Origin of the sequence: Streptomyces sp. NPDC001373 (assembly GCF_042895815.1) — a bacterium.
GTDB lineage: Bacteria > Actinomycetota > Actinomycetes > Streptomycetales > Streptomycetaceae > Streptomyces.
Map to the genome: position 1 here is coordinate 1 of NZ_JBIAWQ010000007.1, position 23,315 is coordinate 23,315.

The 23,315-nt window shown below is 70.0% G+C and carries 17 protein-coding genes and 3 pseudogenes; 8 read left to right on the forward strand and 12 right to left on the reverse strand.

What is annotated here, in order from left to right; translation table 11 throughout:
- Positions 1–351: integrase core domain-containing protein (locus ACFY15_RS17550; RefSeq protein WP_390825744.1), on the forward strand; the 351-nt coding region annotated here is incomplete at its 5' end.
- Between the two features lie 386 nt (positions 352–737).
- On the opposite strand, the gene ACFY15_RS17555 is transcribed toward ACFY15_RS17550, so the two are convergent.
- Positions 738–2,786, reverse strand: coding sequence for a hypothetical protein (locus tag ACFY15_RS17555; RefSeq protein WP_390691785.1), 2,049 nt, complete (start codon positions 2,784–2,786; stop codon positions 738–740).
- Between the two features lie 1,464 nt (positions 2,787–4,250).
- Here ACFY15_RS17555 and ACFY15_RS17560 point away from each other — a divergent pair.
- A complete protein-coding gene (locus ACFY15_RS17560) occupies positions 4,251–5,672 on the forward strand; it encodes a hypothetical protein (protein ID WP_390825745.1) in 1,422 nt (473 codons plus the stop codon).
- A 316-nt stretch (positions 5,673–5,988) separates the two neighbouring features.
- Positions 5,989–7,390 (forward strand): annotated as a pseudogene (locus ACFY15_RS17565) (IS1380 family transposase).
- Between the two features lie 895 nt (positions 7,391–8,285).
- Here ACFY15_RS17565 and ACFY15_RS17570 read toward each other — a convergent pair.
- The 3 genes from ACFY15_RS17570 to ACFY15_RS17580 all read right to left on the reverse strand — a co-directional run bounded on the left by ACFY15_RS17570 (position 8,286) and on the right by ACFY15_RS17580 (position 10,498).
- Entirely contained in the window at positions 8,286–8,714 is a 429-nt protein-coding gene (locus tag ACFY15_RS17570) for a sulfocyanin-like copper-binding protein (RefSeq protein WP_390686713.1), read from the reverse strand.
- 170 nt (positions 8,715–8,884) lie between these two features.
- Positions 8,885–9,172 (reverse strand): SHOCT domain-containing protein, encoded by a 288-nt coding sequence (locus ACFY15_RS17575; RefSeq protein ID WP_390686712.1) that lies wholly within the window; start codon positions 9,170–9,172, stop codon positions 8,885–8,887.
- Between the two features lie 411 nt (positions 9,173–9,583).
- Positions 9,584–10,498, reverse strand: coding sequence for a hypothetical protein (locus ACFY15_RS17580; RefSeq protein WP_390686711.1), 915 nt, complete (start codon positions 10,496–10,498; stop codon positions 9,584–9,586).
- A gap of 565 nt (positions 10,499–11,063) precedes the next feature.
- Here ACFY15_RS17580 and ACFY15_RS17585 point away from each other — a divergent pair.
- Positions 11,064–11,260 (forward strand): annotated as a pseudogene (locus ACFY15_RS17585) (transposase); the annotation flags it as partial.
- Positions 11,261–11,362: 102 nt separating this feature from the next.
- Here the strand turns inward: ACFY15_RS17585 and ACFY15_RS17590 are convergent.
- Genes ACFY15_RS17590 through ACFY15_RS17600 form a run of 3 tightly spaced genes read right to left on the reverse strand, consistent with a single transcriptional unit; the run spans position 11,363 to position 14,084 of the window.
- Positions 11,363–12,304 carry an ornithine cyclodeaminase family protein gene (locus ACFY15_RS17590; protein WP_390686710.1) on the reverse strand — a complete coding sequence of 314 codons (942 nt, stop codon included), beginning with the start codon at positions 12,302–12,304 and terminating at the stop codon, positions 11,363–11,365.
- The gene (locus ACFY15_RS17595; RefSeq protein WP_390686709.1) at positions 12,301–13,434 is read right to left on the reverse strand and encodes an aminotransferase class I/II-fold pyridoxal phosphate-dependent enzyme; all 1,134 of its coding nucleotides are present in this window, start codon (positions 13,432–13,434) and stop codon (positions 12,301–12,303) included. Before ACFY15_RS17595 ends, ACFY15_RS17590 begins: the two co-directional genes overlap by 4 nt.
- Positions 13,435–13,439: 5 nt before the next feature.
- Positions 13,440–14,084 (reverse strand): transcriptional regulator, encoded by a 645-nt coding sequence (locus ACFY15_RS17600; protein ID WP_390686708.1) that lies wholly within the window; start codon positions 14,082–14,084, stop codon positions 13,440–13,442.
- A gap of 117 nt (positions 14,085–14,201) precedes the next feature.
- On the opposite strand from ACFY15_RS17600, the gene ACFY15_RS17605 reads away from it, so the two are divergent.
- The 3 genes from ACFY15_RS17605 to ACFY15_RS17615 all read left to right on the forward strand — a co-directional run bounded on the left by ACFY15_RS17605 (position 14,202) and on the right by ACFY15_RS17615 (position 16,521).
- A complete protein-coding gene (locus ACFY15_RS17605) occupies positions 14,202–14,729 on the forward strand; it encodes a hypothetical protein (RefSeq protein ID WP_390825746.1) in 528 nt (175 codons plus the stop codon).
- A 185-nt stretch (positions 14,730–14,914) separates the two neighbouring features.
- Positions 14,915–15,265: a DUF317 domain-containing protein gene (locus ACFY15_RS17610; RefSeq protein ID WP_390686733.1), complete on the forward strand. Its 351-nt coding sequence runs from the start codon at positions 14,915–14,917 to the stop codon at positions 15,263–15,265.
- Positions 15,266–15,960: 695 nt separating this feature from the next.
- Entirely contained in the window at positions 15,961–16,521 is a 561-nt protein-coding gene (locus ACFY15_RS17615; protein WP_390825816.1) for a DUF317 domain-containing protein, read from the forward strand.
- Positions 16,522–16,855: 334 nt separating this feature from the next.
- On the opposite strand, the pseudogene fxlM reads toward ACFY15_RS17615, so the two are convergent.
- From fxlM to ACFY15_RS17640, 5 genes and pseudogenes are all read right to left on the reverse strand, one after another.
- Positions 16,856–17,737 (reverse strand): annotated as a pseudogene (gene fxlM, locus ACFY15_RS17620) (methyltransferase, FxLD system).
- A gap of 229 nt (positions 17,738–17,966) precedes the next feature.
- Positions 17,967–19,073, reverse strand: coding sequence for a hypothetical protein (locus ACFY15_RS17625; protein ID WP_390686705.1), 1,107 nt, complete (start codon positions 19,071–19,073; stop codon positions 17,967–17,969).
- Complete coding sequence (locus ACFY15_RS17630) at positions 19,070–19,978, reverse strand: NAD(P)-binding domain-containing protein (RefSeq protein WP_390825747.1); 909 nt, start codon at positions 19,976–19,978, stop codon at positions 19,070–19,072. The genes ACFY15_RS17625 and ACFY15_RS17630 overlap by 4 nt, the downstream gene beginning before the upstream one ends.
- Positions 19,975–21,126, reverse strand: coding sequence for a hypothetical protein (locus ACFY15_RS17635; protein ID WP_390686703.1), 1,152 nt, complete (start codon positions 21,124–21,126; stop codon positions 19,975–19,977). The genes ACFY15_RS17630 and ACFY15_RS17635 overlap by 4 nt, the downstream gene beginning before the upstream one ends.
- 127 nt (positions 21,127–21,253) lie before the next feature.
- Positions 21,254–21,658 carry a hypothetical protein gene (locus tag ACFY15_RS17640; RefSeq protein WP_390686702.1) on the reverse strand — a complete coding sequence of 135 codons (405 nt, stop codon included), beginning with the start codon at positions 21,656–21,658 and terminating at the stop codon, positions 21,254–21,256.
- A gap of 163 nt (positions 21,659–21,821) precedes the next feature.
- Here ACFY15_RS17640 and ACFY15_RS17645 point away from each other — a divergent pair, with 163 nt between their 5' ends.
- A complete protein-coding gene (locus tag ACFY15_RS17645) occupies positions 21,822–23,201 on the forward strand; it encodes a hypothetical protein (RefSeq protein WP_390686701.1) in 1,380 nt (459 codons plus the stop codon).
- Positions 23,202–23,315 lie beyond the last annotated feature (114 nt).

Sequence of the window (23,315 nt, forward strand, 5' to 3'; positions counted from 1 at the left end):
CGAATGGCCCACGAGGGCGGGCACACGGCAGGAAACGCGATCTTTCACTCCGATCGCGGGTCGCAATACACGTCCCATCAATTTCGCGCCCTGCTGGGCGAGTTGGACATCCGGCAGAGCACCGGGCGCACCGGTTCGTGCTTCGACAACGCCGCCGCGGAGAGCTTCTTCGCCGTCCTGAAAGCAGAGATCGGTACAACCGTCTGGGAAACCCGGGCGCAGGCCCGGCAGGACGTTTTCCGGTGGATCGCGGAACATTACAACCGGGAGCGGCTCCACTCGACCATCGGCTACATCACGCCGTACCAGGCGAGGGTCCGCTGCTATCAACGGCTGGACCTCGCGGCATAAAACGGAAGTGTCGGGACCTGAGGGGTCACTTCAACGAGAGCGAGACCGGCACCGGTCAGCACCGGCGCACCGGCGATAACTGACCTCACCGCCAACGGCCCTGGGAACCCGGCAGGTTCCCAGGGCCGACTGCGTTTCGCCACGAGGTCTGTCAATCGAACGATTTACAGTCCCCACCAGGGCTCACACGAAAAACTAGACACTCCCGGCCGTCGTGGAACGGGTACATCGGCGCGGACCGCGACTCGGACCGGGACGCCGAGTTCCGTCCGGTATGTGGGATGGGAGGGAGCCGGCCCCGGGCCCCGTGGCCCCGCCTTGTGTGGCGGGGCCACGGGGCCCAGGAGAGGGGAGAGTGCCGGGCGCTGGCTGGTGCTGCCGGGGTGTCAGCTGCGCCGGGCGTCCGGTCGGTCGTTGCGGTGGCAGGCGAAGTCCCACGGCTTGCAGTGGTGCTTGCCGCCGGGGTGGTTGCCCTTGCAGCCGCCGTGGTCCTTGTCCTTGCACGGGGTGCACGCCACCAGGGTGAGGGTGTTGCTGGTGGCGGTCACCTGGGTGCCGTCGGGGGTGGTGCCGGTCGCGGTCGCGTTGTCGGTGATCTTCCCAGCCTTCACGTCCGCCGCGGTGGTGGTGTAGGTGGCGGTGCAGATCGTGGAGGCGCCCGGAGCGAGTGTGGTGACGGGGCAGGTGACGGCCGGGGTGCCGGGGCCGTTGTCGGTGACGGTGAGGTTGCTGATCGGCTGGTTGCCGGTGTTGGTGACGGTGAAGGTGTAGTGCAGGGACTGGCCGGCGGCGGAGTAGGCGGTTTCCTCCACTGCCTTGACCACGGTGAGGCCGACGAACGGCACCGTCACGGTGTTGCTGTTCGTGGTGATGGTGGTGTTGCCGGGGCCTGTGGTGGTGGCGGTGGCCGCGTTGACGACCTTCCCGGCCTTCACGTCCGCCGCGGTGGTGGTGTAGGTGGCGGTACAGGTCGTCGAGTCACCCGGCGCAAGGGCTGTCACCGGGCAGGTCACCGTGGGCGTGCCGGGGCCGTTGTCAACGACTGCGAGACCGGACAGCGAGGTCGTGCCGGTGTTCGTCACCGTGTATGTGTAGGTCAGTACCTGACCGGCTGCGGTGAACTGCGCCTGTCCCGCCGCCTTGGTCACGGTGAGTGCGGACAGTGGCACGGTGACCTGGTTGCTGGTCGCGGTCGCGGTGGCGCCGTCGGGCGACGTCGCCGTGGCGGTGCCCTGGTCGTCGACGTGTCCGGCGGTGACGTCCGCGGCGGTGGTGGTGTAGGTGGCCTGGCAGGTCGTCGACTGCCCGGGCGCGAGCTGGTTGGTCCCGCACCCGCTGACGTTCACCCCCGCCGTCGCATCGGTCACCGTCAGCCCAGACAGCGTCGCCACACCGTTGTTGGTCACGGTGTAGGTGTAGTTGATGGTCTGCCCGGCCGCGGTGAAGGTCTGCTGCTGCGCGGCCTTGGTCACGTGCAGGGCGTTGTAGGTGAGGATGACGATGCCGTTGCCGGTGTTCACGCCGGTGGAGAAGGTGCTGCCCGCCGGCGCAGCGCTCGATCCGCCGCCACCGCCGCCGGCTGAATTGAACGCTCCCCCGCCACCGCCGCCGCCGTACACACCGCCGCCGCCACCGCCGCCGCCCTGGAGCGCGAGGCCGCCAACTCCGCCGGCGCCGAGCGTACCCGCGGCGCCGTTGCCGCCGGCCGCACCGGGTGTGGTTGGGGTCGCGCCGCCTCCGCCGGCACCGCCACCGCCGGCGCCGGCGGTGCCGTCGGCACCGGACTGGCCGCCTGCCCCGCCGGCACCGCCGCTGCCCGCCTGGCCTGCGCCGCCTCCGGCGCCTCCGCCCGCGGCCGTCACCTGCCGCGAGGCGAGGTCGAAGGTGCCGGTGCGGATGTCCGAGGCGCCTCCTCCTCCGCCGCCGGTGTTCTGCCCGTCCCTCGTCGCGCCGCCGTTGGCTCCGCCGTTGAAGCCGCCGGTGCCCGGTACCCCCGATGCCCCTCCCAGGGCACCGTTGGTGCCGGCGCCGCCGACGTTGACCTGCAGTGTCTGGCCGGGGGTGACGGCGAGGGTGCCGGTGACCTCGGCTCCGGCCGCACCAGTTCCGCCGGGGTTGAAGAGGCTGGACCCCGCACCGCCGGAGGCGCCCTTGGCGTCGAAGCCGACCTGGGTGACCCCGGCGGGGACCGTGAAGGAGTCGGCCGCGCCGGTGTAGTTGAAGGTGCAGGTGACCAGGTTGCCGGACTGTACGCAGGTGCCGGCGGCGGTGGCCGGCGCGGCGAGGACCGGGACGAGAGCGAAGGACATCCCCACGGCGAGGGCGCCGGCCGTCAGCGCGCGATGCCTCCGTCGCAGGAGCCCCCTCGACCGGGTGGAGGGCGTCGCCTCGCCCTCCACCCTTCGTGCACGGGCAAGGCCGCGTGGAGCGATCATGTGCGGTTCCTCCTTATGCCGCCGGATCCCGCGCCCCGGCCGGCCCCTGCTCGCGCGAGGGCTGGACGGCTGCGAGCCGCAGCTCGACGATGTGATTCCGGGCAGGTCCACAAGGCACACACCGGCCTGCCGTCACTCATCGTCACCGCCAGACCCGGCAATCGGCGGGCACCGCGCCCTATGGCGACCCGGATGGTCGAGAAATCCGATGAGCGCCGGTCGTGGCATGCGCAGATCGACGACCTGCCGCGCCGCGCGAGGTATCGAGTGGACTGCCTCATACCCAGGGCCCGGCGGATGCCCTCAGCGCGTTCAGGCGCGGAAGCCTGACAACGGAGAGTGGCAGCCCATGACTGTGGAGTCGACGGCACCCAGACCGTATGCACGGGCGGTCCTCATGTTCCTGACGCTGCGCCTGGCCGTCTTCGGCGTAACCGTCTCGCCCTCGCGACGGGGAGAGCCCACGCGGCCGACTGCGGCCAGCCACCGGCCGACCGCCGCAGGCACGCACGGACCCCGACCGCCGCTGGCACCCCCGGGACCTCGCACGCCACATCGGCGACGTCACCCCGGGCACTATGCACCGACAACTCTCCCAGTGGGCCCGCCAAGGACTCATCCACAACGCCGGCCCTGCCACTACACCAGCCGGAGCAACCCATCAGACCCCTTGCCGCCGACACCTCTGAACTGAACCCAGGTCGAGCGGTCGGCCTGATCACTCCGGCGCCGGACCTTCGCCCTGCCCGAAACTCGTGCTGGCGCACCGCGCCCAGGTCCTGCCGCACCCCCCGCGCCCGACCCGACCGGGTGTGGCTTTCCGTGCCGAGACCGGAACCACCCCAAGGACTTCGTGCCGCGCCGGAAGACCGTGCGCGCCCGTGCGCTGCTGGAACGGGGCGCGCACCGCTCGGTCGCGGAGCTCGAACCTCCTGGGGTTCTCGTCCTTGCAGTACTTTGCGACGGCCTTCCGTCGCACCAGGGCCTCTCGCCGTCCCGGCTCCGCCGCTCCGGACACACCTGGCAGGGCGTCAGGAGTATTACGGAAAAGGAACATGCGGCGGCATTGAATCGAACGTGCCGCGCCGGGTGCCTACCGTGTTTGGAACAGCAGGGTGATCCGACCCGGTTGCTTCATGGCATGGGCACGTCGACACTGCCTCGCGCGGCAGGTTCCTCTGCGCGGTCGGGCCCGGCGCGACGGCCCCGCTGTCAGACTCCGGCCACGGCCCGGCTCCCCGATGCCCGGTCCGGTCGCCCTCCCTGCAATCGCAGACGCGAAGGAGAAACTGCATGAGAACAATTCGGCGCAACAGTGTCCAAACGGCACTCGCCGCCACCGTGCTCACGACGGTCGTACTGGGACTCCCGGTGCCCGCCCTCGCAGATCCCCCGCCGAGCACGGACTCCGCGTCGCTGGCGCGAACCGCCTCGATCGAGAACGTACTCCCGGGCATACCGGGCGTGGACACCGGAGTCGGCTTCTCCTGGGGAGACCGGCTCCAGTTCACCGCGACCGGGACCACCACCATCGACGCGACCGCTGTGGATGCCAACGGCAGCGGCATGCTCTGCAAGAACGCAACCGTAGGGCCCGACGGATGGACGACCGCGACTGCGGGGGGCGGGCGCCAGTGCTTCGACTCGGGCGCCCCGCTGCCTCACGTGGGAGCCGGCGCGCTCATCGGCCGGTTCGGGAGCGGCCCGTGGTTCCAGGTTGACACCCGGCGCCCCATGACCGTCCCCGACGGGTCGGCCGGGCATTTGATCCTCGGTGTCAACGGCCGTAACTCGACGAGTCTGACGGGCTCGTACCAGGTGAAGGCCGTCGACAGGAACGCGGTCTACACCGGGTCGGCTTCGACGTCCGCCTACGTCAACCCGATCAGCGCGTCCACCGATGCCGGGCGGAGGTTCACCGACGGTCAGCGCGTGGACATCACCGCCACCGGGGGCTTCACCTCCATCGGGCACGAATCGATCGACAGGGTGAGCGGCGGAACGGGAACCACGGCGGACTGTGCGTTCCTGACCCGCCTGGACCAGACCGGCCACACACCGAACGGGGCGCTGTGCTACAGCCGCAGTGCCGTGCTCCCCGATGCCCCGCTCGGCACCCTGGTGTACCGGTTCGGTTCCTGGAAGTCGGGCGCCTGGCTGCCCGTCACCTCAACAATCACCGTGGGCACCGCGCAGGGCGGAGAGCTGTTCCTCGCCGTCAACGGTGGTGATCTGCGGGACAAGACCGGCGCCATCCAGACGAAGATCAACGACCCCGACCAGCAGGCCGCCGACCAGATCAAGGCGACCAGGCAGGAAAGGCTCGACGCGATCAACCTGGGGCCCAACAAGATCAAGGTCTGCAACCAGGGAGCCTATGCGGCGCGAGCCGTGATTTCCTACCACGTCCAGTCGAACCCTGACAGCTTCGACATGGCCACCGGCACCTCGGTGATCGGTTCGTTCCCGATCGGACAGTGCAGGACGGCGACCCTGCCCGCGGGCAAGATCGCCGCACAGGTCACGCTGCGCAGGTTCACCAACTACTACCTGGCCAACTACGCGTTCTGGGAGGGGGATGAAGGGGCGTACGCCGGCGACAAGAACGATCGGGTCGTGGCGACGTGGCTGTTCGCGGGCACCCACGCGAACATCACCCTCGACATGAAGGGAACGACATGTGACGCCTATGCGGTCCCCACGCAGACGGACAACTCCAACACGGTGCAGTTCGACAACCAGCTTGAGGGCGCACAGTCCTGCACCGCGAGCGGCGAGAGTTCCTTCACCATAGAGAACACCGGCAGCGCGGCGGGGTTCCTCCGGAGCGCGCTCATCTACGGTTCGAAGATCGTTTCCTTCCTCACGAACCTGTTCAAGGCATAGTCCGTCTCGCGCGGCGGTCCGCCGGTTCGAGCGGACCGCCACAGCGCCTGCCCCAAAGCGACGCGTCGAGGCAAGCTCCCACCGGACACCGGACACCGGACACCGGACACCGGACTCGACGCGAGGTGGCGCGGATGGCGGCGACGAGGCCTTCGGCGGGGTTGCAGGAGCAGCCTCAGTCCGCGTCAAGGGCTAGCCTCGCCGTTTCACTTGGGTACGGATGGCTTTGGGGCGGAAACACGAAAGTGCCTTCCTGACCTGGAACGATGAACCTTGCTGAGGGGTTCTGTCGGTCCAGGCGGAGGGCACTTTCTACGTGCAGGGTATCGGGCTGCGTCCCAAGATCTGTGTCAGCGCCGATGGCTGTGGTCGGGCATGCCGGGGCACGGTTGCTGGCGGATCTTGCCGATGCCACCGGGCTGACCGCCGCGTACTCCGCCGCTCTCAGGCCGCTTCGGCCGCGCGGGACCGGACATGATCCGGGCCGAATCGCCACCGACCTGGCGGTGATGCTCGCCGACGGCGGCGAGGCCATCGCGGACCTCGCCGTGCTGCGGGACCAGGCCGAGGTGTTCGGCCCGGTCGCCTCGACACCGACGGCCTGGCGGCTGCTCGCCGACACCGACGAGGCTGCACTCGCTTCGCTGCGAGTGGCCCGCGCCTCGGCTCGGGAAGTCGCCTGGATGCAGGCCGCCGAGACCGGTGAAGGCATACCCACTGCCCGGGCCGGCGGGCGAGAACTTCCCGGCCTGGTCCTGGACCTCGACGCCACGCTGGTCACCTGCCACTCCGAGAAAGAGCAGGCCGCACCCACCTACAAGGGCGGCTTCGGCTTCCACCCGCTGCTGTGTTTCCTCGCGAACACCCGCGAGGCCGTGTCGGGGCGGCTGCGCCCCGGGAACGCCGGCGCCAACACCGCCGCCGACCACATCACGGTGCTCGACCAGGCGCTCGCGCAGATCCCCGGCGCCCACCGGCACGGCACCGACATCCTGGTCCGCGCCGACAGCGCCGGATCCGCGAAAGCCTTCCTCGCCCACGTCCGCGACCTGCGGAAACAAGGAATCCGTACCTTCTTCTCGGTTGGATACGCCCTCACCGAGCCGGTCCGCCGCGCTGTCCGGACCATGCCCGACCGCCTCTGGCATCCCGCCCTGGACCAGGACGGCACTCTGCGGGATGGTGCCGAGGTCGCCGAGCTGACCGGCATGGTCAGTCTGGACGGCTACCCGGCCGGCACCCGCATCATCGTGCGCCGAGAGCGGCCGCACCCCGGCGCCCAGCTGTCCCTGTTCGACCTGGACGAGGGCCTGCGCCATCAGGTGTTCCTCACCGACACCCCATACTCCGGGGGCGGATCCGCCCAGTTCCTGGAGGTCCGCCACCGCAGGCATGCCACCGTCGAAGACCACATCCGGTGCGGAAAGACCACCGGCTTCGGCCGCTTCCCCTCCCGCCACTTCGCCGTCAACGCCGTCTGGCTCGAACTCAGCCTCGCGGCGATCGACCTGCTGGCCTGGACGCGCGTCCTGCTGCTGGACGGGGAGCTGGCCGCTGCCGAGCCGAAGAAGCTCCGCTACCGGCTGCTGCACGTCGCCGCCCGCCTCACCCGCGGCGGCCGACGCCTGCGCTTGCGGATCTCCGCGAACTGGCCCTGGAAAAATGAACTGGCCACGGCCTTCCACCGCCTCGCCGCACTGCCCCGTCCCGCCGGCTGACCAGTACATCCCTGACCGCCGACGACCCGAAGGACCTTGGAGAACCCGACCACCGCTCCGGGGCTCCGCCATGTCCGAACACCGAAATCGCCTCGGCCACACGACAGTTACCACTCAAGGACGCCTCATCACCGCAACCGAAACGGCGAGGCTAGGGGCACGACCGGACGCCCCCGGATGGGTCGGTAGCCGAGCTGCATGTCGTGCTCCTTGCGCGTAGACGGTGGGGCCTGCGGCAGTGCAGCGAGGAGGTGCTCTTTGACGGTCTTCCGAGGGCGGGCGTGCCACTTTGTCCAGGGCGGTGTGGCAGGCACGCAGGGCACGGGCCGCGTCCTTCCTGGCCGTGGTGCCGCGCAGCGGGTTACGCATCGTTTCCTAGTTGGTTCCCGTGGCGCGCAGGGCCGTGAGGACGAGTGCGCGGGTCACATCGACAACCTCGCAAAGCGCGACTCGCTCTTGGGGGCCATGGGCCAGGCACACGTCCCCCGGTCCGCATTGCAGGGTCGGTATGTCCGCCGCCGTGTACAGCCGCAGACCGCTTCCGTACGGCGCGCCGCGCTCCCACACGTCCGGCCCGCCGGCGGGGTCGGCGTACGTGTCCGCACCAGAGCGCCCAGGGGGTGACCGGCGGGCAGTCGGCCGCTGGCGAACAACCCCGCGGTCAAGGGGCCTGAACGGACCCCCTGACCGGCACCCCACTCGACGACGGCCCCGCCCGCTGACCCCCTTGACCAGGTCGACTGCACGGCCGCGCACGCAGCATCCCCCCTTGACCTGCTCAGCGACGGGCCCGCTGCGCGGCGATGCCCAGCCCGCCTCGGACGGCTGCGGACAAGCCGCCCGACTCCCGCTCGCAGGAAGACTCCGTGATGCGTGCTGGACAGGCGCGCTGTGGTCACCGTGTGACGTCCAGCTCCGTGTACATGCCGGCCGTGTAGTGGCCGGGCAAGTTGCAGACCAGCTCGTAGCGGCCGGGCTGCAGCGTCAGCGTGGTCCAGGCCATCGCGCCGGGGGTGATGCCGTTCCCGGTCCCCGCACCGCAGCTGCGCGACGCCTCACCCAGACTGCCCGTCTCAGGGACCTTCCCATCAGAACCGGCGGGGCGTTCCCCCGCGGCCCGACCCGCAGGCAGGGGCAGCACGACCACTTCGTGGGGGAGGGCACCGACGTTGGTGACCCGCAGCGACACCACACCGGCCGGGACCGTGCTCGGTGCGGCGCTTAGGCGCATCATGCCCATGCCCTGCCGGCCTGGGCCCGGGGTGCGCCAGTGGGGGCGGCCCATCATGCCCGGCCCCATGTCCCCGACGGTCACATCCACCACGTGCCCTTTCAGGGCAGGCGCACTGCACTGCGTGCCTGGCCCTCGCCAGGCTGCCGGGGCACTGCCGCGGAAGGCGCCGGTGGCGGCGAACAGGAGTGTGGACGCGATACCCAGCACCAGTGCGGCAGCCGCCCCTGCAACCAGCCAGATCCCCCGTGGGCGATTCTCGCTCACCGGTGCTCCCGCAGCAGTGCGAGGCGCCGTTTGTACTCGTCCTCGTCGATCTCCCCGCGGGCGAACCGTTCGGCGAGCAGGTCCTCCGCTCGCCTGCTTCCCCACCCGGGTTCACCGGAAGGGGGAGGCGGGCCGCCCTGGTGACCGTGATGACCGCCCGCGAGGTAGCGGACCAGCACGACAATCCCGGCAATCACCAGCGCCCAGAACAGCACCATGACGATGGCCACGAAGAACCAGCCGCCCCAGCCCCAACCGCCATCGTACCACATCACGCCGATCACCCACTTCGTTGGTGCGCAAAGTCCGCACCTCCAGAATGCGTCACCGAAGGCCGCCACGCCTTGCCTGCTCACCCCCCTCCCGCAGGGCAGAGGGCCGGCGAAGGGGCCGTTCGGTCCGCACCCGCCAACGACCGGCCCCCCCCCACGACCTCGGGCGCTCCTTGTCGTCATAGGCGGTCGCCCAATGCCGCGAAGTTAAAGATCTCCAGGCATCTGTCAAGGACGGGCATGCACGCGACGTTCATGCGCCGTGACGTGGTTCGGCAGGCCCGCGGACTGCACGAAGGACAGACCGGCAGTTGGACCGGCAGTATGCCCGGGTGTTCTTGCCGGTCATGAGGGGTGGTAGTGCTGCCGTAGCCTCTCAGGCCCGCGCCGTCGTGCACGGAGCCGTTCACATCATCGCAGGCTCTATTGGCCGGTCAGAGGGTTGTAGCTGCAGGCGGCGGTGGAAGGAGAGGTGCAGGAGTCGTAAGTGTTGGCCAGGTAGTCGGTCAGGACGGTCGCTTTCCCGTTGACGGCCTGGATCGTCAGAGGCTTGGTAATGGTGATGACTTTGTACTGCCAGCCGCTCGGCAGGTGGAGCTTGCTCGCGAAGTCCGGCTGCGTCAGGGTCTGGATGTTCTCGCCGGCGTCAAATTGCGAGGATCCGGCCTGCATGATGTAGGGATGGTTGTCGGGGTCGACAAGGACGAAGATCTTTGAACCCGCGTTGAACCCCATGGACGAATTGCGCTCTACGGTGGTCTCCTTGTAGGCGGTCTTCGGGTCCCCGAAAATCTTGGATATGCCCGGCGCGAATTGCGGGTTGGCGAACCAGCGGGCGTAGAGGCCGCTGAAATACAGCGTGGGACCGACGGGCAGCTTCATCCAGTCGTTGACCCAGAAGCGGGGGCCATTTTTGAGGGAATTCGGCACGCTGTAGTCCAGTGCCACCGAGTCTTGGGAGAAGCTGTTCCACAAGGCGAGGGGAGCCGATTCTTTGAGGTTCGTGTCCACGGTGCTGGGACTCTTCGGGTTGTTCATGAATGTCGTGTTGTACATGGTTGCGACGCCGGGGCCGCAGATGAGGCTGATCTCGGCGTACTGCACCCCGCGAATGTTGGAAAACGTCGTCATCTTTGCTTTGTCGCCATCATGCAAGTGGGCGTCACAGCCCGGATATTTCTTGGTCGCCTCCGGGTTCGGCGTCGGCGACGCGGATGAGGACGCTGCGACGGATGTCGAGCTGCTGCCCGATGATGTGCCCGCCGTCACCAGGGCGGCGGACAGTAGCGCGGCCGTGACGGCCAGCTGCTTCTTCGCGTTCCGTGCAAGCATGTTCACGGCCTCCGTCTGGTCACCCGAAGTGGGTGAAAGAGAACGGTGGCCCGCGCGGCCGGTGGTCTCGGTTTCGAAACCAGGCCGGGGAATCGCGGGCTCCCTAAATGATTGCCGGCGGCAGATTGCTAGGCGTAAGCGGATGGCGCCCAATCCGGTGCGTCGCCTGCTGAGTCATCCCGCTATCAGCGTTCAGCCAGGCCTTCCCTGGCTGTACGGCGTGAAACGCTCCTCCTTCGATTGTCGGAGAAAGAGCCTGCTCCAAGCAGCGCTGAGGCAGACGCGACGCATTGAATGTCCAGCTTCCAGCAGTTTACTACCGTCCAACGGCACCCGCATTTGCGCCTGCTTTTGCCGGCACGCCCGCCTCGCAGTATCAGCAGCGCCTTCGTGTGCCGTATGAACCCTCTCGGAGGGGGTGGGCGGAGGCCTGTTGTGGCCGCCATGCGAGCTTGAGGTGAGCCACGCGCAAACCCGTCGGTGCCCGGCCTGACCCGCACTCGGCCCGGGGCGTGGCTGGGGACTGTGAATCGTTCGTTCGGTGTAACTCCCGATCACGGAGGGTGCACCGATGACCAGTGAGAACGTGACCGAGGCAGAGACTGTCGAGCCGCCTGAGCCGCAGCCGGCGAGGGCGGGCTGCTGCCGCACCTGACGAAGTGGCTGCCGGAGTCCGCCCTGGAGGGCGAGATCACCGACCACCTCGGCTATGACAAGCACGACCCGGCAGGGAAGAACGGCGGCAACAGCCGCAACGGCACCCGTGCGACGGCTGATTCCTCGATGTCGCTGCTGGCGCCCATGACAGGGCCCCGGCGGTCGGGGAGCGTGAGCGGTGTCGGCGGCGCTTCGCCCGCCCGGCTCCGCTGGTTACCGCAGGAGCCGGTGGAGGACGGCCGAGGCGAGTGCTGCGTCGAGCGCTCCTACCCCGGTGAGGTCGGCGACGGTGATCGCCGTTTCGGGGCGGTCGACAGGTGCTTTGAGCAGCAGGCCGGCCGCGATGTCGTCGTTGTGGGCGGCGGCTCCGGCGCGGACGGCGTGGCCGAAGTCTCCGTGGTCGAGGCATTGGGCGTGGTCGTCGGTGGCGATGAGCTGGGCGCGGTGGAAGAGCGCTGGTGGCAGTTCGTTCTTGTGGGGCATGTCCGTGCCGATGCCCGTCACGTGTGCGCCTTCGCGTACGTGGGCGGCGTCCAGGACGGGAGCTGCCGCCGGGGTCGTGGTGATGATCATGTCTGCGCCGGCTGCTTCCTGGGCTGCGGCGGGCCGGGCGTGCAGCCCGTGTGCGTTGAGCTGCTCGCTCAGGGCGTTGGCTGTGTGCAGGGTGCGGCCGTGAACGAGCACTGTGCTGATGGGGCGGAGTTTGGCCAGCCAGGTTGCCTGGAGGCGGGCTTGTTCGCCGGTGCCGAAGACGGCCAGCGTTGCGGCGCTGGGGCGGGCCATGGCGTGGGTGATCAGCGCGCCTGCTGCTGCGGTGCGCCAGGCGGTGAGCAGGCCGCGGTCGTCGAGGAGTGCGCGGATCTGTCCGGTGCGGGCGCTGACGACGCAGACCAGGCCGTGGTTGGTACGAAGCCCGAGGCCGTGGTTGCCGTAGAACCCGGTCGCGATCTTGACGGTGAAGTCGGCGGCGCCGGTGATCCGGCCGGCTTTCACGTGGCAGTCCCCGTCGGCTTCGGGGAAGTCCATGTGCAGCGGCGGCGGCACGAGGGTGCGGCCTTCGGCATGGGCGATCAGCGCATCCCGGACACTGGCGAGGACCAGCTGTGAGGTCGCCGCCCTTTCGATGGCGGCCAGGTCGAAAACGGGGAGAGTCATCGACGGGCCCGCATCCACTCGGCGAAGGCGGCCAGGCCTTCTTCCGGGTTGCGGCGGCCGATGCCGATGCGGAACCGGTCGGCGGGGGTGGCGGTGAGTTCGGAGTGGTAGATGCTCGCGGGGAGCAGCAGGACGCCGGCTTCCTCCACCAAACGCGTGCAGAACTCCTCCACTCCGTCGGCGCCGAGGTAGCGGGGATAGGCGACGCAGCCGCCGTCTGGGGCGTGCCACTCGAAGTATTCTGCGAACTCGGTGAAGAACGCCTCGAAGGCCGGCAGGTTGGCCGCGACCAGGGCCCGGTTGCGGTCCAGGATCGTGGCGCGGGCCTTCAGCGCGATGCGGGCCAGGACCTCGCTGGGCGCGGAGTTGCAGATGGTGGTGTAGTGCTTGGCCCGCTCCAAACGTGAGCGCAGCTCGCGGTCGCGACAGGTGATCCAGCCGATCCGCAGCCCCGGCAGGCCGAGGGACTTGGAGGTCACGTTCAACGACAAGGCGCGCTCGGAGAGGTCGGCGGCCTGCGGCAGGATGCGGGCCGGGTCGTGCTCGAGGCCGCGGTAGACCTCGTCGCTGAACAGATGGATGCCGCGCTCGTCGCACATCCGGGCCAGCGTGGTGAAGTCGGCTGCGTCGATGACCTTGCCGGTGGGGTTGTTGGGGAAGTTCACCGAGACGAGGCGGGTGTTCGGCCGTATCGCCGCCGCCACCTCGTCGAGGTCCAGGGCCCAGTCCCGGTCGGGGTCGAGGGCCACCCCGGTGACCTCGCACAGTGCCAGCGGCACGGTCTCGGCGGCCTGGTAGTTCGGGGTCACCACCACCGCATGATCACCTGCGTCGAGCAGGACGTTCATCGCCAGGTAGAGGGCTTCCTCGGCGCCTGCGAAGCAGATGACGTCGTCTGCGCCCGCGCGCTCGTACGTCTGCGCGATCACTTCCCGCAGGGCCGGGTCTCCGAAGGTCTCGGTGTAGCCCAGGGACAGGTTCTCGAAGGCGTCGAGGTCCTTGTCGTCGGCCAGGGCGAGGAGCTCGCCGAGCGTCATGGTCTGGACGTCGGAGGCGGTCAGATGGTGGCGGGCGGTGAACTCCCACCGCGAGAAGTACGTCTCCAGGCGGAAATCGGGCAGCCGGGTCATGTGCATCAGTCCTTTGCGCTTGGTGCTCTGAGCTCGGCCAGCAGGCCGTAGACGGTGGACCGGGACACCCGCAGCGCCCCGGCGACGACGGGGGCGGCGCGGCGTACCGCGAACACCCGGGCCTCGTCGAGGCGGCCGAGGACGGCCAGGCGGTCCTGGCGGGTCATGCGTTCGACGGGGCGGCCCGTCTCGCGGACGTAGGAGCCGATCACGTGCTGGATGCGCTCGGACCAGTCCTGCTCGAACAAGGGCTCGGGGCGCTGCGCGATCGGCGCACCGAAGGCGGACAGGACCGACGCTGCCTGTTCCAGCGGCGTGCGGTCGAGATTGATGCACAGCACCGCCGACGGCCGGTCCTGCTCATCCCGCAGAACCGCGCTGACCGACGACAGGCGCCGACCGTCCACCAGCAGCTTCTCGTACGGCCCGTACACGTCCTGCGCCGAAGGGTCGAGCGCGTCCAGCTCGCCGAGCAGCGAAGGATCCCCCGGGCCGCGGGTGGTCATCGGGTTCCAGATCTCCAGCACCCGGTCGGTCTGCGGGTCGTGTAGGACCACCTCGGCGTACGGACCAAGCAGCAGCGCGACGGCCTGGCATACCGGCGCCCACATCCGCACACGAGGATCCTGGCCCTCTGTAACATCTCCCATGAATGGACTGTACGTCCAAGCTGGACAGAAAGTCCAGGCCTCTGTGTGGGCAGTAGCTCGGCGATCGACCCGCTCCACGCCAGCAGCAGGCCGCGCACGGGTGAGGCCGTACAGGCGGTGGCGGAGGATCTGGGGTTCGCGGTCCAAGAGGTGCTTCGCGCGGCCGGACAGATACGGGGCTGGCGCTCGTGCCGACAGGTGTGGACCCAGACGGTGTCGAGGCGGTGGGTATCGTCGGCCACCTGGCGTAGCGAGCAGCCGTACTTCGCCTCCGCATGCGACGCGGTGGCCGCCGCGACCGCCAAGCGCGCGGAGCGCCGCCCCTCCCGCTTCCCGCCGGAGTGCCGCTGCCAGTTCCTCGAGTATCTGCGTGCCGGGATGGTGACGACCAAGGCCGTGGCGAAGGTCTGCATCACGACCGCGGCCGTGATCAGTTTCAGGCGTGGGTTCGGTTACGCCGTCGAGCAGTGTGTCCAGCAGAATCAGTGCCTCGCTCATGCCGGGGGCAACGCAGTGCAGGCCCGCACACCACCGGGTATCGACGAGGACGACACCAGGCTATTGTCCCGCCGAGTGCCGAACGGGGAGCCTGAGTTACTGCTGCTCCTCCAGGATGCCGTCGCGCTGAGCGGCCATGTCACATGAGTCGTTGACGTGGCTGGGCTCGCTGCCAAAGGCCTCGATTGGATGGCAGGGGACAGTTCGCCGGTGGCAGACAGGAAAGATTCAGCAAGGACTGGTGCAACGCCGCAGTGAGTGTCAACCTAGACGACCTTCCCCAAGACTTGGGGTTTTCACAGGTCAGAGAGGTGATGCTTGTGACGGTGGAGATGCCGAACGCTGGATTCCGCACCGCGATCGAGAAGTTGCGACTGCATAGCTGGCTTCTGGGGCCCGGCCAACCGACAGAGGTCATCGACTGCTTCCCTGAGGCGAACGGCGACTTCACCCTCATCGTCGACGACAGGGCCGACACCCATATCTCTTCGGCCGACGGCAGGCTCTATCTCGGCTGGTTTCCCGACGGCCGACCCGGAGCCGAGGACGAGGGCTGGGTCCTGGCCGTCACCGGCACCGCCAAGGTTCCTGGCTACCGTGTCGTCTTCGACCCGCAAACCCCGGCGCGGCTCGTGGCCGCTACCGTTTCCGAGGTGCTCGCCACCGCTGGCCGGCAGCAGTGACCACGCCGCCGCCTTGCGGCCGGGATCCTCGCCTCCCGTCCTCCAGCGGCTCGCCCGTCTTCCCGTAGTCCGTCCCCGCAGACCGCGCGGTGCATTCCGTATCCGAGACAGCGCTTTCAACCCGTGAGGAGAACCGTGGTCCCCCAGCCCGAGCCCGGCGCCGAGATGACCGTCGCCGAGCTGATGAAACACCTGTCCGGGGTAGACCCCTCCGCCCGGGTCCGGCTTGCGATCACCCCCTTCTTTCCCATGGCCCACAAGATGGGTGCCGTGACCGTGGACACGGACAGGACGGGCGACCGGTCGTCTATCTCGCCGAGGACGCGGAGGCGGTGCAGTACGGGTACCTCCCCAGGCCGGTCGCCGAGGCCCTTACCTGGATGCGTCCGGTCGAGACGCCTGCACGGGGACGGCGGCTGCGCGCCGTTTCCGACGACGATACGAGCCGCGACACCCCCTGACGACAAGGAGCACTTCTGCCCCCGTCCCCTGACTTCTCTTCCCTTCCCGCGTACTGGGTCACCCCGCGCCATCTCGCCGGCGACGACGGCCTCCTTGCCGACCAGGTCGGCTCCCACCTCGCTGCTGCGGGCTGGACCAGCCTCACCCTCGTCCGAGGCCGGCGTGAGCCCGACGAGTCCGACGACGCCCGGCAGGTTCTTCGCAGCACCGTCCTGTATGTCGCTCCGGACGCACTGAGCTGGGCGCAGTGGGTGCTGGCCGACGAGCCCATCCTCCTGGGTGATCAGCCGGTGGCATGGACGGTCTCTGCCCGCGCCACCCCCGCCAGCCTTCCCCAGTGGAATGCGTACTTCTCCGCCGGCACCCCGGCCGAGGTCGTCACCGACTTCCTGCTCGCCCTGGAGGACCGCCCGGATCCCGCCCACGGCTACGCCGGACCGCAGGCGGTTCTCGACGCGCTCGCCAGCAGTGGCTGGATCGGCGACATCGATACCCCCACCGCCATGTCCGACCCGCGGCTGGCCGCCACCATGGCCTTGACCGCTTTGCCGGACGAAGGCATTCAAGACGGCGACCCCCTCGTCCTCGATCCCGAGGTGGAAGCGGCGGGATGGCAGGCATGGTGCGAACCGAGGATGGGCGGCGGGCTTCTGTGGGCCGTGATGTTCTCCGCCAGCACGCCACACGATCTCGTTGCGGCCTTCGCCGCCTCTCTGGCCTCACCCGCACCGGTGCTGCGCCACACCCTGCCGGAGAGCAGCGAGGGCCAGCTCACTGTGCAACCGACTGTCTGATACCCCGACGGCCGGACCCCTTTGGGTCCGGCCGTCGGCCTTTTGCGTCGCAATACGGCCATCGATCGATGTGCGGCTCCAGAAGACGGTCGCGATGCCCGCCGACGACCGACACCCCGCCCGGCCTCAGTGCTTGTGCGCGAGTCGGGCGGGGCGCCATGCGAAGGCGGTCGCCTCTGGGCCATCCAGGAAGTCCCTGGGGAGTGGGGCATCACGCAGCTGGGGGCCGGAGCCGTCGTCGACCGCATCGACCAGCCGATCGTGGACCCCCAGGCCAGAGCGGAGTTGAAGCTACTCCTGCGCGCCTCGCTGCCGGACTCCGACCAGGCGGCCATCAGCCGGCTCCACGGGCAACTGCCCCAGGTCGACCTCCGGGCCGCCCTCCTTCGCTTGCCGGGCTGGTGGTGCGCCCACGACCCGCACCGCTTCTACACCCCGGGCGGACACGGCAACTTCGGCATGGCCCACGGCATCGCCGGCCCCCTCGCCCTCCTCGCCCAGGCCCCAAAGCGGGGCGTTGCCGTGGACGGGCAGCGCGAGGCCATCGCGTCTCCTTGCCCCTCAGCAGGAGCAGGCGTTCCTGGTGTTCTCCGGCGCCCTGCATCGTGACGAAGCCGCACATCTGGGCGGATCGGGAGACGAGCCGGTCGCCGTCGCGGTCGAAGGCCACCGACCGGCTCAGGCCCCGCATCCGCAGCGGGACGACGAGGCGCCCGCCGTCGCTCAGCTGGTCGGTCCAGGCGGGCGGGATGTTTTAGGCCCCAGCGGTGACGATCAGCCGGTCGAGGGCTCCGGTGTCCGGGATACCGCCCTCAGCATCGACGGTGTGGACCTTGACCCGGGCGTAGCCGTTCTCGTCCAGGAGCTTGCGGGCCCGCGCGGTGACGTCGGCGTCGATGTCGACGGTTGTGACCACCCCGTCGTCGCCGACGAGTTCGGCCATGAGCGCGGCGTTGCAGCTGCCCGATCCGACTTCGGCCACGTCCTGGCCGGGCTTCAGCTCGGCCTGCTCCAGCATCATGGCTTGAATGCGCGGCGCCGATACCGAGCTGACGGCGATGCCGTGCTGGTCCCTCTTGGTGGGGACCGCCGACTCCACCTCGTATGCCTTCTCGGGCGTCGCTTCGGGCGCGAACCGGTGACGGGCGACCGTCAGGAACGCGGCCTCGACCCGCTCGCTCGTGATCATTCCGGCCTTGACCATGTTGCTGGTCATCGCCTGGCGCAGCACGGTCGCGTTGTCATCCGTCGTGTCGGTCAACGTCTCTCTTCCTTCTTGTCGGTCTCCGTGGCGGGTCCCGCCACGTCCTGCCCAGGGAGCCCGTGGCGGGGGTTCAGCTCACACCACCGGCCGTACCTGGGTGTGGTGTTGGTGGGGACGCGCCCGGCGGAGGTGACCGGGAGCACGCGCGCCGGCGTGGTGCTGTTGAGTACCTGCCGCGGGTTCAGGTGGTGGCGAGTTCGGCGAGGAATTCGGCGTTCGCCTTGACGTCGTGGCCGAGGACCACGTTGTGGCGGGGCAGGCCGGCGAGGCGGGTGGCCAGGAGTTCGCGGGTGACCCGGCTGGCTTCGCCGGTGGGGGCGAGGCCGAAGACGTCGGGGTAGCGGTCCTCGGTGGCCCCCGTGAAGAAGTCGTCCTCGCCCAAGGCCCGGCCCTCGCTGAGGACGGCCGGGGCGGCGGCGGGGTCGATACGCGGGAAGACGATCTTGGCGGCGCTGCCCTCGGTGGCCAGGGTCAGCCCGAGCCAGGTCACCAGCTGGTCCGGGAAGAACTGCGGCTTGAGCTCCTTGCCGGAAGAGGAGCGAATGGGCAGGCGACGGCCGTCCAGAAGGGCGCGGGTGACGGACTCGTGCTGGGTGGGGTGGAGCTGTTCCCCGGACAGGACGCGGGCGCGTACGTCGTCGTAGAGACCGATGGCGTCGAGGAAGCCGAGACCGATCGCGGCGGCCGACGGCCACGGCAGCACGGCGACCCCGCCGTCTTCGTTGGGGCGGACGAACACGCGGTCGTTGGCCAGCAGCTGCCATCCGGCGCGGGCTAGGAGGAGCCCGACGGTGGACTTTCCCGCGCCCTTCTCGCCGAGGGCCAGCACGGTACGCCCGTCGCGGACGGCGGCTGAGGCGTGCAGGATGCGCCAGCCGTCCGCGAGGAGCCTGGAGCGCAGGACCTCGCGGGCCAGGCGGGCGGCGGCGAGCGCGACGGGCACCTCGTCGCAGCCGACGATCCGCAGGAGGCCGGGCTCGTACCGGTAGGCCAGGCGCTCGCCCGGCTGGACAGCGGCCACGACACCGTCCTTGCCTCGGGCGTAGAGCATGGGCTCGTTGGCGTACACGCACTCCTGGTGCCGGCCCTCGCCGATCTGTTGGGCGAGGGTGGCAACCTCGACCGCCTCGACGTCGGCGGCCACGACCGGACCCGCGTGCGGGGCGACGGCGTCCACGGCGTTCCACCACAGGCCGAAGTAGCGCATGGACCAGTCGGTGATCACCGCCGTACTGCTGGTCACGGTGACGTGGGCTTGGGCGGCGCTGATGCGGGTCGCGAGGGTCATCGGACTCCTTCGAGGTGGTGGGAGATCGTCTTGCACGCGAGGTGGATCTTGTGGTCGGCGGCGGCGAGGAGACGCCGTTCGGCCGGGTCCAGGCTGGGCAGGCGGACGGCCGGGCCTCCGGCGGTGAAGTGGACGGGCAGGCCGAGCTGGGCGCCTTGGTGGTCGATGGAGAGTTCGACCGGCCCGTCCTTGAGGCCGAGGGCGTGGGTGAGGGCATGGAGCACAGCGCCGGCCGGACCGCAGCGGCCCCGGCCGATCCCGGCGTTGATGCGGCGCGGGCGGGCGCTCAACTCGGCCCGTACGGCCCGGACAGGGACGCGGACGCCGCGGCCGTCGACGCGGGTGGTGGAGGTGCACAGCACGGCCGCGTCGCCGTGTTCACCGATCACATGCCCGCTCACGCTCTCGACGGGGACGGCGAGTTCGGCGGCCAGCGCGAGGCGATAGCGGGCGGTATCGGTGGCAGAGCCGACCCCGTACACGCGGGCCGCGCCGGAGGCGCGGGCAAACAGCCACGTCAAGGGGTCGACGGGGTTGGTGACGACCACGGCCGTCCCCTCGTACTCGGTCAGGGAGCGGGCCAGGGCGGCGATCAGCGGGGCGTTGGCCTCCAGACCGGCCATCCGGACGTCGGCGGTCGCGGTGTTGGTGAACTTTGCCCGGGGGGCGACGACCACGGCCGCGCAGTCGCGCATGTCGGCGGGGTGGGCAGTCTGGGCCCGGACGGGCGAGCCGACGATCTGGGCCATGTCCTGGAGGTCGGTGACCAGAGCGGCGGCCGAGCGGTCGCTGCCGGAGGCGATCAGGACTTCCTCGCACCATCCGGCGGCCACGAGGAGGGCTGCGACAGTCTGGCCGACAGCTCCGGCTCCGATGACCCCGACGGGGCCGGTGCGCGAGCTCATCGTCCGGCCGCCGTTGCCGCGTGATCCAGGGCCAGGCGCCACACGGTGCGGCCGTCCATCGACACGGCTGCAAGGAGCGCGGAGACCCGGTCGAGGAGCGTGCACACGGCGGGGGCCTGGGCGATCAGCGTGCGGGCCGACTCCGGCAGGGGCAGGCCGGTGGGGGCTGTCAGGTAGGTGGTGAAGATGTTGACGGTGTCCATCAGCCACAGGACGACCAGCTGCCTCAGCCACGCCGCCCGCTCCGCCGGGGTCAGCCGGTAGGTGGCCAGGTCGGTGAACTGGCCGATGCCCTGGAGGACGGCGGTGGCTCCGGGCCCGGCCGGGGGCTGGACGATGAGCCCGAGAACCATGCGGGAAACCAGCTTGGCGACGTCGGATGCCGGGTGGCCCAAGGCCAGGCCCGGGTCGATGAACTTCGGCCGTCGATCCGGCCCGTCCGGGATGACGACGTGCTCGGGCTTCAAGTCGCCGTAGACGATCCCGCTGCCGTAGGTGCCGGACAGCCGCATCTTCCGCAGCCGTGCCACGACGGCCCCCAGGACCGGCGCAGACGACCCAGTCAGGGACACGTAGGTGTCCCCGGAGATCCCGTTGAACTTGCGGGCGAACGTGCCCTGGACGGACCGCTCCCGGATCGCGGCACCCTCCACCAGCGCGGCCACCGAAGGCTTCTGGAGTGCGCCCAGCTCCTCCGCCACACCCGCCAAAACGTCGAACGTGCGGTGCGGGTCCTTCGCCAGGACCTCGCCGAGCGTCACACCGTCCACGGGTTCGGTGAACAGGACCCCGTCGGCCAGCCCGGCCACCGTCGCCGTCCCGAGTCCGGCTCCGGCCAGTGCCCCGTACTGGGCGGCCTCCCGCTCCAGCAGCGCGCCGGGCGACGATAAGTACGCGGCCTGTTTGGCCCTCACCTCCGCCCAGTCCCCGTGCGTGCCGCGCAGCACCGACGCCAGCGACACCCCCAGCAGGGACACCTTCGCGAACAGAGGCCGTCCGGCGGCCTCCACCCGGCGGACATACCCGGTCACCGACGGGATGTGCGGGCCGACCACCACCGGGCCGTCCGGCCACAGGTTGGCGGCGGCCTGGGCGATCCGCTCGTCCGCGTAGGCGAAGACGTTGTCCGGGCTGACGGTGGTGTTCACGGTGGGCTCCTCGATGACGGTCGAAGGTGGTGTGGAGCAGGTGCGCCGGCGAAGGTGCTGTGGAGCACCTGCCGCGGATGGAGGGCCCCGGCCGTGGCCGCCAAGGCCAGGCCACGGCCGGGACCGGTCAGGCGGCCCGCCGTCCGGCGGGCGAGTGGTTGTCGGCCGCGTACCGGGCCAGGTGCTGGGCCAGCTTGGCCAGCAGCCGTAGCGAGGCGACCGGGTCCCCGCCCCGAGTGGCGGCCATGTTGCGGGCGTGGTGGACCGTGGCGAGAGCTATGTCGCGGCCCCGGCCGTCCGGCATCCAGTCGGCGAACTCCTGCGCGGGCCCGCCCAGGTTGGTGATGTGCTGCCGCAGCCGCTCCCGGATCTGCGCGGCGGCCGTGCCGTGGGGGGCGTGGTCGGCGAGGGCGAGCGCTGTGTCGATGTCGCAGGCGACGTCCACGGATGAGGTGACCGGCGGTACCTGGGCCGGCGGTGCGATGCCGGCTCTGGGCCGGGCGGGGAGGATCGGTGCGCTCGTGTGGGACATCTCCATAGCTCCTGTTCACGGCTGATCCGGATGAGAGCAGCACCGAGAAGGCCGCCGGGCGGCCGGTTCCTCGGGCATGACGACTATTCAACTCACGGTGATCGGGCAGGGGTACCGTGTCGGCGAGGGCAAGCGGTATATCGGGTATACGGGCAGGTGCTTCATGGCCACACGCACACCGAACGACCGTCTCCGCGACGTGATCGCGGAGTCCGGCTTAACGTACGAAGCCGTCGCGAAAGCGGTCCGGTCCGTCGCGGCCGAGTGCGGGACGGCCCTGCGGACGAACAAGTCGGCCGTGGACCACTGGGTGCAGGGCGCCCGACCACAGCCCGACACGGCCCGCTATCTGACCGTCGCGCTCTCCCGCCGCCTGGGCCGCCTCCTGACCCCCGTGGAGTTGGGCCTCGCCGACGCCGACCCGGACGGCCATGACAGCATCGGTCTTACGCTGGGGGGCGACCCGATCGACTCCCTGATCCCGATGTGGAGGGCCGAGTTGGACCGCAGACGCTTCCTGTCGGCCTCCGCCTACTCGGTGGCCGCCGCAGCCCTGCCCCTGGCGTACGTACGCGACATCGCGGAGAGGACCGCAGCCGCCCGCACCGGTCAGGTCCTCGGGATGGCCGAGGTCAACGCCGTGCGCGACATGATCGGCATGTTCTCCGACATGGACGAACGCCATGGCGGCCAGCACGGCCGCTCCGCCCTGGTGACCTACCTCCGCGACGACGTCGCGCCGCTGTGCCGGGGCCGGTTCCGCACGGACGAGATCCGCGCCCAGATGCTGTCCGCCGCGAGCCGGGGCGCCCATTTGCTGGGCTGGAAGTCCTACGACGCCGGACAGCAGGGCCTCGCCCAGCGTTACTACCTCCAGTCCTACGGTCTCGCCGTCGAGTCCGGGCTGCCCGGCCATGACGGGTTCGTGATGCGGACCATGGCCATGCAGGGGCTCAAGCTGCACCGTCCCGAGCACTGCCAGGGCCTCGCCGAGACCGGCCTCACCCGGGCCAAGGGCCGCGTGGATGCCCAGACCGAAGCCCTCTTCCGCGTCGTCCACGCCCACACCCTGGCCAAGACCGGGCTGTCGGCCGCCGCCCTCGCCGAAGTCGGCCGGGCCCGCACCCTCCTGGAACAGGGCAGCCAGCGGGGCGACGAGGTGCCGTTCTGGGGCCTGGCGTGGGGGCCTGTGGCGCCGTCGGTGTTCTCCCGAACGGCGAAGGTCTTCGAAACCCTCGGGGACCACCGGGCCGCCGCCGCCGAGTACCTGCACGCCGCCGCCACAAGGCCCGCCGGAACCTACGCCCGGATCGTGGCCCTGGACCTGGTCGCGGGGGCGGAGCTCCACCTCAAGCGCGGCCGGATCGAGCAGGCGTGCGCCACGTTCGGGCAGGCCATGGACCACATGGAAGGCGTCCGCTCCGTGCGGACCCGCAAGGCCGTCAAGACCATGCGGGCCGACCTCGCACCCTTCCGGGCACGGGGGCTTCGCTGCGCGGCCGAGCTGGACGAGCGGGCCGTGTCGTTTCTCGCCACCGCGTAGGAGGCGACCGGGAGCACGCGGGCCGGCGGAGGTGAGGCCGGTCCTGGGGTGGGGCGGTGCTGTCGTACGAGACATCTCCCTGGCTCCTGTTCGCGGTGGTCCGTGTAGGGCGAA

What these genes read in the sequence shown, in the direction of transcription:
- ACFY15_RS17555 (WP_390691785.1), bottom strand. Translation starts at nt 2,786, where the DNA reads ATGATCGCTCCACGCGGCCTTGCCCGTGCACGAAGGGTGGAGGGCGAG.
- ACFY15_RS17590 (WP_390686710.1), bottom strand. Translation starts at nt 12,304, where the DNA reads ATGACTCTCCCCGTTTTCGACCTGGCCGCCATCGAAAGGGCGGCGACC.
- ACFY15_RS17595 (WP_390686709.1), bottom strand. Translation starts at nt 13,434, where the DNA reads ATGACCCGGCTGCCCGATTTCCGCCTGGAGACGTACTTCTCGCGGTGG.
- ACFY15_RS17600 (WP_390686708.1), bottom strand. Translation starts at nt 14,084, where the DNA reads ATGGGAGATGTTACAGAGGGCCAGGATCCTCGTGTGCGGATGTGGGCG.
- ACFY15_RS17610 (WP_390686733.1), top strand. Translation starts at nt 14,915, where the DNA reads ATGCCGAACGCTGGATTCCGCACCGCGATCGAGAAGTTGCGACTGCAT.
- ACFY15_RS17625 (WP_390686705.1), bottom strand. Translation starts at nt 19,073, where the DNA reads ATGACCCTCGCGACCCGCATCAGCGCCGCCCAAGCCCACGTCACCGTG.
- ACFY15_RS17630 (WP_390825747.1), bottom strand. Translation starts at nt 19,978, where the DNA reads ATGAGCTCGCGCACCGGCCCCGTCGGGGTCATCGGAGCCGGAGCTGTC.
- ACFY15_RS17640 (WP_390686702.1), bottom strand. Translation starts at nt 21,658, where the DNA reads ATGTCCCACACGAGCGCACCGATCCTCCCCGCCCGGCCCAGAGCCGGC.
- ACFY15_RS17645 (WP_390686701.1), top strand. Translation starts at nt 21,822, where the DNA reads ATGGCCACACGCACACCGAACGACCGTCTCCGCGACGTGATCGCGGAG.